We start from the raw sequence: 16,827 nt of genomic DNA on the forward strand, positions 1-16,827 counted from the left end.
TGTTTCACGTGGAACAATGAGTTTATTTCAAGATAAATATGATGTAGTTGTAGTCGGTGCAGGTCATGCGGGATCCGAAGCAGCAGCAGCAGCAGCAAACATGGGAATGAAGACTTTGTTGGTTACAATGAGTCTTCAGAATATTGCACAAATGAGTTGTAATCCTGCTATGGGCGGGATTGCAAAAGGACAAATTGTTCGAGAGATTGATGCGCTTGGTGGTTATTCGGGAATCGTTTCCGATAATTCTGCTATTCAGTTTAAGATGTTGAATGTATCAAAAGGTCCGGCAATGTGGTCGCCACGTTGTCAAAGTGACCGTATGCTTTTTGCAGAAACTTGGAGGTTGATGTTAGAAGGAACGCCAAATTTAGATTTTTATCAGGAAATGATTTCTGGTATTTTGATCGAAAATAATAAGGTTGTTGGAGTGAAGACAAGCTTAGGGATAGAGATAAGATCGAATACGGTTATTCTTACAAATGGAACTTTTTTAAATGGATTGATTCATATTGGTGATAAACAATTCGGTGGAGGTAGAGCAGGTGAAAGTGCATCGTTTGGTATTACAGAAGATTTAATTAAAGTAGGTTTTGAATCAGGTAGAATGAAAACAGGAACACCACCTCGTGTAGATGGTCGTTCGTTAGATTATTCTAAAATGGATGAGCAACCAGGTGATATAAATCCTCAAAAATTTTCTTATTCAGATGTAACAAAACCGCTAACAAAACAGCGTTCTTGTTATATGACCTATACTTCGCCCGAAGTACATAATCTGTTACGAGAAGGTTTCGATCGTTCACCAATGTTTAATGGTAGAATTAAAAGTTTAGGTCCGCGTTATTGCCCGTCGATCGAAGATAAAATTAATCGTTTTGCCGATAAAGATCGACACCAGTTATTTGTTGAACCAGAAGGTTGGAATACGGTTGAAGTTTATGTAAACGGATTCTCAACATCATTACCAGAAGATGTTCAATTTAAAGCATTGCGATCTGTTGTAGGGTTCGAAAATGTAAAGTTTTTCCGTCCTGGATATGCAATCGAATACGATTATTTTCCACCAACACAATTAAAACATACACTAGAAACCAAGTTGGTTGAAGGTTTATATTTTGCTGGACAGATTAATGGAACAACCGGTTATGAAGAAGCGGCTGCACAAGGTTTAATGGCTGGTATTAATGCTGCATTAAAAGTTCAAGAAAAAGAACCTTTAATTTTAAAAAGAAACGAAGCGTATATTGGGGTTTTAATCGATGATTTAATTACAAAAGGTACAGAAGAACCTTACCGTATGTTTACATCTCGTGCAGAATATAGAACTCTTTTGCGTCAGGATAATGCCGATTTCAGGTTAACACCAAAAGCATTTGAGATTGGTTTAGCTAGTGAAGATCGATTGAAAAGAATGGAATATAAGAAGGAATCTTCTGATAATTTTGTTCAATTTTTTAAAGAAACTTCGGTTCAACCTAAAGAAGCAAATCCAATTTTAGAAGAAAAAGGAAGCGAACCAATGAAGCAACCTGATAAAATGTTTAAGGTTTTTTCTCGTCCGCAATTAGAAGATAATGATATTTTACAGTTTAGTAAAGTTGATGCTTATATCAAAGAAAATAGTTTAGACGAGGAAATTATTTCACAAGCAATTATTCAGGTTAAATATTCAGGCTATATTGAAAAAGAAAAGAATAATGCTGATAAATTAAATAGATTAGAAGATTTAATTATTCCTGAAAATTTCGATTATAATAAGATTAAATCTATGTCGTTTGAAGCTAAAGAAAAATTAAAAAAGATACGTCCGGTTACAATATCACAAGCATCAAGAATAAGTGGTGTAGCCCCTTCTGATATTTCGATTTTATTAATACACATGGGAAGATAATTTTATGTTCCACGTGAAACAAAACTCCTTTGCAAAGGAGTTTTTTGTTTTATATATTCGCACTATGAAAAATAAAACCATTAAAGATTACAGTATAACAAAAGAAGACTTTGAACTAATCTACGATGATAAATATGAAATGTATCAAACAAAATTTAATTCGTTTGATAGGTTAGATCATTATTACAAAAGTGAAAATTATATTTCGCATACCGATGCGAAACGTAATTGGTTTGAGAAAGTTTATCAGTTGGTTAAAAATTATACGATCAATCAAAAATGGGAGTTAATTAAAAAACACACCAACAATAATTCAATTTCAGTCTTAGATATTGGTTGTGGAACCGGTGATTTTTTAAAACACGGAATAAATAAATTACATGTAAAAGGAGTAGGAGTAGAACCAAATAATGAAGCTGCTGCTATAAGTTCATCAAAGCAAATTAATGTTTATAATAATATTGGTGAATTAAATAATGATAAATACGATGTAATTACATTATGGCACGTTTTAGAACATGTGACTGATTTAAATGAATATTTCAATTTCTTTAAAAATCACTTAAATGAAAATGGATCACTTATCATTGCGGTTCCAAATTTTAGATCGTTCGATGCGGATCACTATAAAGAACATTGGGCAGCATGGGATGTACCTAGACATCTTTGGCATTTCAGTAAACAATCTATCAAAAAGCTGGCTAAAGAAAATAATTTTAAGTTGATACATATTAAGCCTATGTATTTTGATAGTTTTTATGTTTCCCTTTTATCAGAAGAATATAAAACCGGATCAAAAAATATACTAAAGGCGGTTTACATTGGATTAGTTTCAAATATTAAAGCAATTTTCTCTAAAGAGTATTCTTCGCACATTTATATTCTTAAAAAATAATTTTAAATAGGTTCTTTTTAAAGATTGAATATTAAAATGTGTCTTTATATTCAAATTTTGTAAAAGTGTCTTAAATCGAAAATTTTAAGTATCAATTTTATAAACAGATTCTATAATAATATTAAAAAGTATATAAATTTCTTATAATTGATCAAATTAGATAATTTTAAATACTTTTGTTGAAATTTAAATTTTAAATTAAAAATTCATCTCTATGAAATCGTAAACAATAAATTTTGCTTTAGCAAATACCAATTAATAAAAGCGATTCCATATAACATTAATATTAAATAAAAAATAATATGAAAAAAATAATGATGTTGGCTGTTGTAGCATTAAGTGTAATTGCTTGCAATAAAGAAACAGCGGCAAATGCAAATGTTGGTAAAACTGTTTCTGCTAAAGAAGGTTTTAAAACAGCTTATATCGATACAGAAGAATTAATGAAAGAATATCAGGAGTTCAAAGATTTCGAAGCAAAGTTTAAAACAATGTCCGATAAAATGAAAAATGAATTGGATAATGATGCAAAGAGATTTCAGAACGATGTAGTGGATCTTCAAAAAAATGCACAGTCTAAAGGAATGGAATGGGCGCAAAAACGTCAGGCAGAATTAGAACGACGCCAGCAAACTTTAGCAGAAAAAGAGCAAAACTATATGAAAAAGTTTCAGGAAGAAAGTGCTGTTGAACGTGATTCAATGGTTTCTAAAATGAAAACTTTCATTAAAGATTACGGTAAAGAACAAGGTTACGATTATATCTACGGAACAGGCGATGCAGCATCGGTTTTATACGGAAAAGAAGAATACAATTTAACCAAAGAAATTTTATCGCTTTTACATAAACAGTACGAAGAGAAAACGGGCAAAAAAGTTGAAGTAAAAGAAGAAACAAAAAAAGAAGAGGTTAAGAAAACCGAAACTAAAAAATAAAAATTAAAACCACCAATTCTGGTGGTTTTTTTATCTTTACTGCATGACAGCCGAAGCACAATTAGTTTTACAATACATACAGCACACCAACAAAAACGTATTTTTAACCGGTAAAGCAGGTACGGGTAAAACAACGCTGCTTAAAAAAATTCTGTCAACAACCCATAAAAATACAGTGGTTGTTGCACCTACAGGCATCGCTGCGTTAAATGCGGGCGGTGTAACCATTCATTCGTTTTTTCAATTACCTTTTTCGGGCTACATTCCAACTGCCGATTTTAAGAATGCAGACAACGGTATGTATTTTGAAAGCAAGCAAACCATTACAAGGCACTTTAAAATGCCGCAATCCAAACAAACTGTTATCAGAAATTTAGAATTGCTGGTAATTGATGAAGTTTCAATGCTGCGTGCCGATTTGTTGGATGCCATGAACGAAATGCTACAATTTGTTCGCAGATCAAATTTACCTTTTGGCGGAGTTCAGTTGCTGTTTATTGGCGATTTGTGGCAGTTGCCACCGGTTGTAAGACATGCAGACTGGCAGGTAATGAAACAGTTTTATAGTGGAATTTACTTTTTTAACGCTTGGGTAATGCAGCAAACGCAGCCGGTTTATATCGAATTAAAGAAAATTTATCGTCAAGATGATGAAGCTTTTATTCGTCTGCTGAATAATTTTAGAACAAGCAACAATACACCGCAAGATTATGAACTGCTTGAAAAACAGGTAAACGAAAATTTCGATACCAAGAAAAATAAAGGCTACATTACCCTTACAACGCACAACCGCAAAGCAGACGATATTAACGATAAAGAATTAGATAATTTAAAAGCGCAGGAATATGTTTTTCTGCCCGAAATTATTGGCGATTTTCCTGAAAAAATGTATCCGTTAGAACCTGAATTGGTTCTGAAAAAAGGGGCACAGGTAATGTTTGTTAAAAATGATTTGAGTTTTGAAAAACGATATTACAACGGAAAAATAGGAACCGTTTTTTATGTATCAGAAAATGAAATTGAAGTTTATCTTCCAGATGATAACGTAAAAATTACCGTAGAAAAGTATGAATGGCAAAATGTTCGATACGCTTTAAACGAGCAAACAAAGGAAATTGAAGAGCAGGTTTTGGGAACTTTTGTACAATATCCGTTGAAATTGGCGTGGGCAATAACTGTTCACAAATCGCAGGGATTAACGTTTGATAAAGCTGTTCTGGATATTAACGATGTGTTCATGAGCGGGCAGGCGTATGTTGCCTTGTCGCGCCTTCGCAGTTTAAGCGGTTTGGTGTTGTCAAAGCCGGTTGCAATCCGAACGATTTCTGCTGATGAAAATGTATTGTCGTTTGCCAGACAAAATGAATTGGCCGATAACGAAAATCCGTTGGTTCAGGCAAAACTAGAATATTTATGGTTGCAGGTGAAAGATACGTTTGATTGGATCAATGCACATAAAGAATTTCTAAAATGGATTGAAACCTGGGTTGCCGAAAAAAAATCGACACGAAAAATTTATCAGGCATGGGCACAAAAGCAAGAACGTTTGCTGGAAACTATCAAAAATGTCGGATTAAAATTTCTGCAGGAATTACATACGCTTTTCACGGCAGATGATTTTAGGATTGATCATTTACTGCAACGTTTAACAAAAGCATATTCGTATTTTTATCCGAAGTTAGATGAATTGGCGTACGATACACTTTTTGTTTTGGAACAGTCTAAAAAGAAGAAAGGTTTTGTGCTGTTTACAGAACAATTACGTGTTTTTGAAGACGAGCATATTAAAATGGTTTTAAAGTTGATTAAAACCAATAAAATGGTGCAATTATTTAGCAGTGGCATCGATTTTTCAAGCGAAAATCTGAATGATCAGGATATCACATCGTATCGATTGAATCATTTAACCGGAATTAAGGAAATTCTCCGCACACAGATTTTGGATATTGACGAGATCGATGATATCAAACAAATTCCTAAAACCGTAAAAGTTGCAACAACAGATAAAACGTTTGATCTTTGGCAGCGCAAATTAACCATTGCCGAAATTGCCAAAGAACGCAAATTATCAGTCCAAACAATTTATCAGCACATTGCCAAATTAATAGGCGAAGATAAAATAGATATTACAGCGGTTATATCAGTCAAAAAACTTACCATTTTAAAAAAATTATTTCATAATAACACCGATAAAAACTTAACCGAAATAAAAGCCGAAGCTCCTGAAAATATCACTTGGGACGATCTTCGCATTTACAAATCATCAATCAAATCAGTTTCAAATTAATAAACAATGGTTTTAATGCTTCAAAATTATAGTTAAGAATGTTAATAAAAATATCTATATTTGTTCGGGGAAACTACTGATTTACAGGGAAAAATTTAAAATTAAAAAACAAAACGGTTAAAATTCAATACATTTATGGTACATAAAGCGATATTTTTATGTAAAGGAGAAATTTTGCTAAAGAATTTTTAAGTTTTTGTAGTTTATAAGTATTAAGTGTTTTTTTATAAATTGACCAAGTTGGTTTTGGTATAAAATTAATTTAATAGGGGGATTATTTTGAAAGAAAAAAAGCGGCAGAATTTTAATTTTAAGTCAGATAAATTTAAATACAGAAAAGCAGTACACTATACGCTTCTTACAAGTGTTATATTTTTGCAGCTAATTCTGTTATTAATTCTGTACAATGAAATTTTTAACGAACCTAAATTACAAGAATTAGAAGCAGAACTGCATATTTCTGAGCAGGCACAACATTTTAGCGATCTTACAAAAGACGATTATATCACCGCACAAAATAATTTGCAAAATTATATACATACCAAAGACGATCAGTATCTGTTGGCATATAACGATGCGCTGACCAGTTTAAACAAAAACATTCAAAATCTGGCAAATACAGCCGGTAAAAGTGATTTGTTTTCTTTGCATTTAAAAAAGGGCAGTAGTTCAAAAATGTCGGTTAATAACATCAATACCAAAATAGATTCGCTTCGTGGTATAGAATTTATTCCAAATGCACCGTTTAACTATAATGTTTTTAAGCTGAAAACGGTTAAATACGATGATATTTTAGACAGTATAAATGTTGAAACTACGGTTTCTGTTGACAGTGTGGAACGTAAAGGATTATTTTCACGTGTAAGTAATGCTATTGCTGGGAAAGTTGATGTTCAAAAAGAAAAATCGAATGTGGTTTTAACCCTTCGAAAAGGCTCTAATGTTAGTTCTGGAAGCATCGAAAAACAACTGGAATATCTGTTTAAAAACACAAACGAATATTATCAGAAACAATTCCAAGATTTCAAACAAAATTATAAAAAGCAGTTGGCTGCCGTTAAAAAGAACGATGCCGGATTTTTCGATACAAACAAAGAATTGTTGAATTACAGCAACTTGCTTTTAAGAAAGTATAACGATGCGTTGGTTTCTTTTACAAATGATGCCCGCCAGAAATTTCAAGCCCAATACCAAACCAACAAACAAATTAGAAATTATGCCATAATCGGGGTAATCTTTTTTATGGTGTTAATCTCTGTAATACTGGCATTTATCACCCGTTTAACCTTTGCGTACGAAACACGTTTGGTTGCGGCACAGAAAAAAATCGAGCAAAACTTAAATTTCAAGAATAGAATTGTAGGGATGATCAGTCACGAAATTAGATCGCCATTAAACATTATTTCTATTTACAGTCGCGGAATCAGAAGGCAAATTGAAGATCAGGAAGTACAGGAATCTTTAAAATCTATTGAATTTACCACGCATTCGCTTTCGTTATTGGCAAATCAGATTTTAGATCTTTCTAAAAACGAAAACAAAAAACTGGAATTAAACAAAACAACCTTCAACTTAAAATATGAGCTGGACGAAGTTTTAAAATCATTATCTAGTTTTGTTGAAAATAATGAAAATAAATTGTTGGTAACCAACAGTATAACAAAAGATGTAATTGTACATTCCGATGTTGTTAAGATACATCAGTTATTTTACAACATTGTGGGTAACGCCAATAAATTCACCAAAAAAGGACAAATTTCTGTAAATGTATCGTTAGAAAAAGCTGTTAAAAATACACAAAGACTTTTGGTTGAAGTTAAAGATAACGGCGCAGGAATTAATGAAGAAGATTTAAAACATATTTTTGACAGTTACCATCAAGGAGCAATTTCTGACGAAGTTAAAAATCTGGGAGCCGGTTTAGGGTTAAACCTATGTAAGGAAATTATAGAATTATTTAAAGGAAAGATTAAGGTTAGAAGCAAACAGAATGTTGAGACAGTTGTAACGTTCGATTTAATTTTAGACACTCCGGGAAAATAAAACATTTCCTAGAAACTAACAAAGTTAGGAACAAAAAAATTACTGATTGTATTAAAGAATATTCTTAGTAGATTGTAGAATTTATTCTACAGTTATGTGAATGGAATACTACAAATCTTTAATTGATAAGTTGCTAAATTTAGCAAAGTACATTAACACTTTATAGAACATGGATCATAAATTAAATTTTATAACTGCTGATGATCATAATGTAGTAACTAAATCTCTTAGTTTTATTTTAAGAGAGCTGCATCCTGATGCAAATATAATTCAAGTACATAATATCAGCGACGTAACCAAAAGTCTGTATAATTCGGAAATAGATTTGTTACTATTAGATATCACTTTTCCCGACGGCAATTCGCTAAATATTATTCCAGTATTAAAGGCAATTCAGCCAAATTTAAAGATTCTTATTTTTTCCGGTTTGGATGAGGATATTTACGCCGTAAGATGTATAAATGCTGGAGTAAATGGTTTTTTAAGTAAGTTGAGTTCAGAAGAGGAAATTAAAAATGCAATAACTGAAGTTTTAGTTTCAAAAAAGTATATTAGTAAAAATATACAAGAAAAAATTATGGATAATTATATTTTTAAAAAACCAGAAAATCCAATAAATCAATTAACAAACCGAGAGTTAGAAATTGCCCAATTAATTATTGAGGGATTTAAGAGTAGCGAAATAGCTAATACACTTAATCTGCAAAAATCAACTGTGAGTACATACAAAAACAGGATTTTTGAAAAATTAGGTATTGATAATATACCTGACCTAATAAAGAAAATAAACTTATACGAAAATATGAAGTAGAGCTTTTTAAAATAACTCTCATTACAAATACTGTATTGTTTCTTAAAACGATATGGAATTTTTAGACCAAAAATCGTTAAATGTTACAGCATCAAAATTTTTTGATGCTTTTTTTGTTTTAATAGCTTTTTTAACATTATTCTACAATAGTTTTTGACCGTTTAAAATCTACAAATCATTTTCCCGTTCAATTTTGCTATACACTAAGGTGATTAATGCTGCCGGTTATGATATTTCCATTTTTTATATTCTTAAAATAATTGGAGTAATGAATTTTTATGAATATCGATCATATCAAGCGTGATCATTTCATAGAGCAATTTCCTTATAATTTTCCATTGTTACATATCACTTTTCACTACAAGATAAAACACAAAGACATGCTAACTCTTCATTAATTATGAATTGTAGAATTTGTTCTACAAGCAAACCTGCCAAAGGACTACTAAAAAGATAACAGAGCACTACAAGCTTTGTTTTTTTATGTATTTAGTTTTGAAGCATAATTAACGGATACATTTTTAAGATATAACTTATTAAAATACAATGTCTTAATTACCTTATAATTATTATAGATCATCTTATCTAACGCTACAAATTAATAATAATTAAAATTATTGTTTAACCCTTAAAATATGACACTATGTAACCAAACCAAGATTGAAATTTACGATTTTAAAAAGCATTTATTTACTTAACAAGTAAAAAACATTATTTATGAATTATAAAACTACGCTAATGCACTTTAGTTCAATTTTGAGAAAATGGAACCCAGTTTCGCTGTTGGTACTCTTTTCTTTTTTATTGTTATCGGCAAGTGGTACACAAGCACAAACACTGAAAACAGACAGCAGTGTCCCTGTGTTAGATGTATGCGAAGACTACCAGCAGTTCACAGTTAGAATTGCAAAAGGAAGTCAGCCTTGCCCTAATGGAAAGCTTAAAATAGTTGTTCCAAATGGCTTTGAACTTCAAACAGGTTCCTTAAAAGTCGACGGCAGTCCGGCAACGGTTAACTTACAAACAACTCAAGAGGTTACCGTTGACGTAAATATTCCTGCGGGATCTTCTACTCAAGAAATTCAAGTAACTTTTAATGTAAAGGCTTTGTGCGGCATTATAAGTTCTACAACCGATGCAGTTGTGAATTATACTTTGAGTGGTTGTACAGGCAGTACGCTGACCAATACAAGTGAGACTATTAATATCCGTTATGCGGTTTTAAGGGTTTCTGTTAGTCCTGATCCTATCGTGGGAAATATAGGCGATCAACCAGAAAGAGAAGTTACTATTAGAAATCAAGGAAATGGTGAAATTTCTCAATTTACTTTAGACCGCAACCTAGGTAATGGTTTAACTCATATTTCATATAACTTTGCTAACCTAACAGCAGCAGGCTGGTTAGTAAATACTTCTAATCCAAATAAGCTTGTTTTTTATGGAAAAAAATTGCTAAGTGGAGAAAGTATTACCTTAAAAGAAAAAGTACAGATAGATAATTGTGCACTTACTGCAACAAGCTATGAAGTATATTACGGTTGTTCAACAAAATGTACTGTTTCTGCCGTTAACGGAGCAGCAACACACATTATTAATTTAGCTGTATCTGGCGCACCAAGCCTTTCGGTTACACCTTTATCAAGTTCACCCGTATTAAATTGTTTTAATGATTACGGAACAAATACATGGACTGTTAAAAACAATGGTAGTATTGCTACAGAAGTTATTACATTCGAAATTATAACTCAGGGAGGTATTAATGCCACTTCTATTACATTAAATGGTTTACCTGTTACGGTAGTTAGTTCAACAGCAACAACAGCAATAATCCAGATACCTGCTTTAGCAGCAGGCGCTTCTGCTAGTATTGTTTTTAATCAATATTATGTTGCACCGGACGGTTTATCTTCAAATTGTACCTCTGCCCCAACACAATTTAGTAACGGACAGAATTCATTTAGCGCAACTTACGGATATTTAAATGCATGTGCACCTGTTAACAGCGGGGGTAGTGTAAGTTCAGAAACATCATATTCTTATGAAGGGATGCATATTGGAGAAGTAGATATTATTTCGGGGACTCCACTATTGGCAGACTATTTGTTTACTAATTTTAGTCTTCCATCAAAAGGACTAAATGCAGGTGATCAGTTTGTCATTACGGTAGAACTTTCAAATGACCTTTCTACTTCAGGTATCAATTTTGAAGGAATTTCTGCAGTAAACGTCGGGGGTAATAAATACGAACTTACTTTTACTTATGGTACATCACCTTGGATTTCAGGTAATCTAAATTTTTCATTTGACAGGTTACAGTTTCCTTTAACCCTTACCTGCCCATCAACTAATTTGGATAATTTGTGGTATAGAGTAGGCGGAGAACTTAGAAAAGTGAACGGAGGGGCTTCTTGTTCTCCTATTGTTTTTAAATGTAACGAAACAAAACTAAAAGGTTTTTGTGATCCAGGAACCTGTGTTAACGGCTTGATAAACGGTTCTGCATTTATTAACAGAGTTTCTTTAGGTCATGAAGTTAACGGTACAGGTGTTCCTACTGTTGGAACAAATGCAACTGGAGCAGTTGAAAGATCATTTATAAAAGGTGATATTTTAGAAATTTACCAGAATTCAACAGCCCATGTTACAACAGGTAACTTTACTAAGTTACGTTTAGTAATTGAAAAAGATGCAAATGCAAATACAGTATTAAGAACTACCTCTGGTAAGGTTGTTATCAATGGAGCTACAATTGTTTCAAACGCTACGGTTACAGAAACATCTTCTACATATGTTCTAAATTACACGTTGCCAACAGCATTATTGGATAATGATAAAGTTCGTCTCTCTATCGAAATAAAGGCTGGTAGCTCATATACAGGATTAAAACAATTTCCTGCAAAATCATATTTAATAGACGATGTATCTGCAGAAGAATTGTTATGCGGCAGAACCTATACTGCAACCGGTTTTTATGTTACGAACGGGTTCAATTTTACAGGAGGATCTAAAAGTTTTGTAAATTGTAGCGAGAATACCAATACAGCTACATTTACTGCGGATGTTTTAGGATTCAGCATTCAAGATGCGATTTTTAATGATGAATACCGTAATCTGTTTCAGCCAACAAATGCTGTTTTAAGTGTACCTAGTTATATTACATTGACAGGTGTTACAGTAACGGTTAAAAACCAACCATGGTTAGGAGCCAGTACTTCAACAACCATTTCAGGACTTAATGTAAACAATGCAAGCTATACTTTAGACGTATCGACTGTATTAAAAACGATAACAGCAAACATTTTGGGAGCTGGAAACGGTATTGATTATCTGGATGAAGGTTTTCAATTAGAAATTATTCCTATTGTAACTCTTTCTGAATGCGAACCTATAACCAACGCAGTAAATCAAGTAGTAGGTGTAACGATAAACGGAAATGTTATTGATGGTGAAGGATTAACAACACCATATACCAATACTCAGAACCTTACCTACAATACAGGCATTGGAACACTAAAGTTAGAGACATCAAACAACAGTTTGTTAGGAGCTTTAAGTGCAGATGGAACAAAAGTTTCCTGGGTATTAAAAGTTTCAAGTTCAGGATCCAGAAATTTTAACAGCGTATGGTTTGCTAAAAAAGCAGGCAATTTAGTAATCAACTCTGTGGAAGAAGTTGCTAATTATACTGCGGTATCAGGAACTCCATTAACAGCCAATGCTAATGCTATTTATGAGTTAGGTGATTTTGCACCAGGTGCGGTAAAATATTATTTAATAAAATCGGATGTTATTAATTGTCAGGTTGAAAATTTAACCATTACTTTAGGTTACAGCTGTTCAACTGCCAACTATCCTGCATCAATTACAGATGGTTGTTTGCTAACTGATAAAGTTTTAACACATAAAGTAATTGAAAATATTTTACAGACAACTATTGCAGATCAGTTTAACGGTATACTTACTAAGCCAGATTTGTGTAATGAAATATGGTACAGTGTACAGTTGCACAACGCCGGCGATTCGCAATTAGATAATTTAAAGATTACTATTCCTTTAAATACGGCTGCAGGTTTAGGTTATAACAATAAGTTTGAGTACAGTAATACTTTTGCAGCAGCAGGAGGTACAGCAACAACCTGGACAACAGGAAACACGGCAAATGCAGTTATTAATGGAACTAATTTAGAAATTACATTACCTAACAATGTTGTTTTAAATTCTGTAGAAAGAGTTAAAATAAAGGTCTATTTTAAAGTTAACAGTTGTGATTTCAGAAGTGGTGTTAAGCATACCGTTACCCCAAGTGGAACAAATACCTGCGGTACTACTGTAACAAATATTACTTCGGCAACAACAAAACGATTGATCATAGATGGAGGTTCTGATTCTTTCCCTGAATTAAGACAAGAAGGAACAACTAATGTAGTTTTAGATCCTGTTTTGACAACGGGAGGTGTATTAAGAGCGGTATATAATGCTGAGATTAAAAACTCGGGTGAACTTGGTGTAAATGATGCTGTAACCGATGATTATCAGGTTGCCCTAAAATTACCAACAGGTTGGAGCATTGTAGGTGATCCTGCAGCTTACTTATTACCAGTAAACAAGTTTGATTATATAGGCATAGACCCGACGCGCGGTTATTTATATCAGGTAAAATCCGGACAAACAATAACAGTGGGACAAACTTTAGAATTCAGTAACGTACCTTTAAAATATACGTTAAGTAACGAAACCAGTTTGACTTGTGATTTTAATTTCGGAGAAATTAAGGTAACAGTATTCCAAAACATAGATGTATTACCTTGTGCTCCGAACCCAAATTGTTCTGCTAACGGTATTGATCAGGTATTGTATGAAAATAGTATATCAATGGAATTACCTGTTGATTCTGTATTAACAATTACTCCGGAATATCAAAATCCTGAAATTTGTAATCCTACAATAAGTGGCGGATTACCTACATTGGCAGATGTTCCTTTTGAATCTTCAACAACCGTTTATCATTTGGACTGGTATGAGAATGAGCAAGAGGCTCAGGGTGATGATCCTTCAGATCGTTTACCACTAACAACTCCATTGGTAAATGGAAGAACATACTACGTAATTAACAGATTTATAGTAGACGGTGTATGTAAAAGCAATATTGGTAAGATAACAGTAACATTTAAAGACAACAATCTTTCAGGTGTTGTAACTACTCTTTGCTCTGTAGACAACCAAACATATCAGGTTCAGGTAACATTAACAGGCGAAGCTCCTTTTGCCGTGACAGGTACCGGAACTCCGGGTACTTTTGCAGGAAACGTATGGATGTCTAATCCGTTAGCGGCAACCACACCTTATGGTGCAGGAGCACCTTACAATGTAACCTTTACAGATGATAATAACTGTACACCGTTAAACCTAACAGGAATAGCGCCAATGTGCTGTACCTTGGAAATTACATGTCCTGCGGCAGTAACAATTGTTTGCGGAACAAGTATCGACCCATCAGTTACAGGAATGCCAGTGGTAAATAAATCATGTGGTAACACATCGTTTGTTTACAGTGATTCCGCAATGTCTTCTTGTGTTAACGGAATTAAAACCTTTACAAGAACATTTACAGTAACAGATGAACAAGGTAACACACAAACATGTACACAAATCATTAATGTTACTGATTTAGCAGATCCAATATTTAATGAGGCACTGCCACAAAATATTACTGTTTCATGTACTTCTTTAGTACCTGCAGCAGCAACATTAACAGCAACAGATAATTGTGGAAATGCGGTAGTAACTTTTGTACAAAGTATCACGGCGGGAACTTGTGCGAACAATTTCACAGTAACCAGAACATGGACAGCAACTGACGGCTGCGGCAACACAACCGAACATACGCAAACCATCACAGTTATTGATAATGTGGCACCAACATTTGTAGGTTCATTACCTGCAGCTGCAGTAATGGTATCTTGTTCTAAAGATCTACCAGCAGCACCAACATTAACAGCAAGCGATAATTGTGGTACAGCAACTGTAACTTTAGTTGAAACAACCACAGCGGGAACTTGTGCAAACAATTTTACATTAACCAGAGTATGGACAGCAGCAGACGCTTGTGGGAACACAACAACTTATACACAGGTAATTACAGTTAACGATGATATTGCTCCTGCATTCGTAGGAACATTACCAGCAAATGAAACTGTTTCGTGCGATAACGTACCAGAAGCCGTAACTTTAACAGCGACTGATAATTGCGGAACTCCAACAGTAGCAATGACCGAAACAAGAACGAATGGTTCTTGTCCAAACAGTTATGTATTAAACAGAGTTTGGACGGCTACGGATGCTTGTGGAAACAGCGTATCTCATACACAGATAATAACTGTTACCGATACTGTAAAACCTGTATTTACAAGTACTTTGCCAACAGATACAACCGTATCGTGTTCAGCTGACGTACCTGTAGTACCAACTGTAACAGCAATTGATAATTGTGGAGCGGCTAATGTAACATTTACAGAGACAAGTGTAGCGGGAAGTTGTGCAGACAATTATGTACTTACCAGAATCTGGGCGGCAACTGATGAGTGTGGAAATACATCAACACATATGCAGACCATCACAGTGGCTGATACTGTTAAACCGGTATTTAGCGGAACATTGCCTGTTGCCAAAATTTCTGTTGCTTGTGACAATATTCCATCAGCAGCAATATTAACAGCGACAGATAATTGTGGAACGGCAACAGTTATATATAATGAAACAAGAGTGAACGGCTTATGTGCAAACAGTTATGATTTAGTTCGCGTTTGGACTGCAACAGATTCTTGTGGAAATATATCAACACATACACAAACGGTTAAAGTATTAGATACAGCTAAACCTGTATTTGTAGAAGCTTTACCGACAAACGTAACTTATTCTTGTTCTTCAGAAGTACCAGCAGCAGCAATATTAACAGCGACAGATAATTGTGGCATTGCAACGGTAACTTTCAGTGAAACCAGAGTAGATGGTTCTTGTGCAAACAGTTATGTTTTAACCAGAACTTGGACAGCAACAGATGAATGTGGAAATTCAACAACCCATTCTCAAACCATTACAGTAGCCGATACGACCAAACCTTTATTTGTAGGTACATTACCTGTGAACGTGACTTATTCGTGTTCAACAGAAGTACCATCAGCGGTAACACTGACTGCAACGGATAACTGCGGAACTGCAACAGTTACCTTTAACGAGACAAGGGTATCGGGATCATGTGCGAATGCATATGTACTGACCAGAACATGGACAGCTGCAGACAGCTGCGGCAACACAACTGTACACACGCAGACCATAACGATAGACGATAAAACCAAACCTGTATTTACCGTAGAACCACAAAACAAAATTGTTGAGTGTGACGGTTTAGGAAACCTTGACGGACCTGAAGGATTTAATGCATGGCTTGCATCAAATGCAGGGGCAGCAGCCACTGATAATTGCGGTGCCGTAACTATAAGCTACCTAATTGAAGATACCAATACCATTTGTGGAGGTTCAGGTACGATCATTGTTGATTTTATAGCAAAAGACCAGTGCGGTAACTTTACTGTTAAACAGGCGGTGTATATGATTTTAGACAGAACACCTCCGGTAGTTACCCCTGCATCAGATTTAGTTATCCAATGCAGTATTAATGGGGAAGACGAGTTAAATGCCTGGTTGTCTAACAACGGTGGGGCAACGGCTACAGATTCCTGCGGACTGATAACTTGGAAACATAATTATCAAAGTTCACTTGCCATCTGCGGTGCACCGATTCTGGTGACCTTTACGGCAACGGATTCATGTGGAAACTTTAGTACGACACAGGCAAGTGTAAGCGTAATAGATACGATCGTACCCGTACTTACAAAACAAGCTCAGGGATTAACGGTACAGTGTGGTACAAACACCACACAGTCATTAAACAACTGGTTGGCA

7 protein-coding genes are annotated in these 16,827 nt (G+C 34.2%); all 7 read left to right on the top strand.

What is annotated here, in order from left to right; all coding sequences use genetic code 11:
- The first annotated feature begins 16 nt into the window (after window positions 1–16).
- Complete coding sequence (gene mnmG, locus F0460_RS10930) at window positions 17–1,894, top strand: tRNA uridine-5-carboxymethylaminomethyl(34) synthesis enzyme MnmG (RefSeq protein WP_150013138.1); 1,878 nt, start codon at window positions 17–19, stop codon at window positions 1,892–1,894.
- Window positions 1,895–1,958: 64 nt separating this feature from the next.
- The gene (locus F0460_RS10935) at window positions 1,959–2,789 is read left to right on the top strand and encodes a class I SAM-dependent methyltransferase (protein WP_150013140.1); all 831 of its coding nucleotides are present in this window, start codon (window positions 1,959–1,961) and stop codon (window positions 2,787–2,789) included.
- A gap of 302 nt (window positions 2,790–3,091) precedes the next feature.
- Window positions 3,092–3,724 (top strand): OmpH family outer membrane protein, encoded by a 633-nt coding sequence (locus F0460_RS10940; protein WP_150013142.1) that lies wholly within the window; start codon window positions 3,092–3,094, stop codon window positions 3,722–3,724.
- 43 nt (window positions 3,725–3,767) lie between these two features.
- Window positions 3,768–6,011, top strand: a complete 2,244-nt coding sequence (locus F0460_RS10945; protein ID WP_150013144.1) for a helix-turn-helix domain-containing protein — start codon at window positions 3,768–3,770, stop codon at window positions 6,009–6,011.
- A 375-nt stretch (window positions 6,012–6,386) separates the two neighbouring features.
- Window positions 6,387–8,054, top strand: coding sequence for a sensor histidine kinase (locus F0460_RS10950; protein WP_150013146.1), 1,668 nt, complete (start codon window positions 6,387–6,389; stop codon window positions 8,052–8,054).
- Window positions 8,055–8,223: 169 nt separating this feature from the next.
- A complete protein-coding gene (locus F0460_RS10955) occupies window positions 8,224–8,865 on the top strand; it encodes a response regulator (RefSeq protein ID WP_150013148.1) in 642 nt (213 codons plus the stop codon).
- A 717-nt stretch (window positions 8,866–9,582) separates the two neighbouring features.
- Window positions 9,583–16,827, top strand: a 7,245-nt coding sequence (locus F0460_RS10960) for an HYR-like domain-containing protein (protein WP_150013150.1), incomplete at its 3' end; no start/stop codon positions are given.

This window comes from Paenimyroides baculatum, assembly GCF_008629655.1.
Lineage (GTDB): Bacteria > Bacteroidota > Bacteroidia > Flavobacteriales > Flavobacteriaceae > Flavobacterium > Flavobacterium baculatum.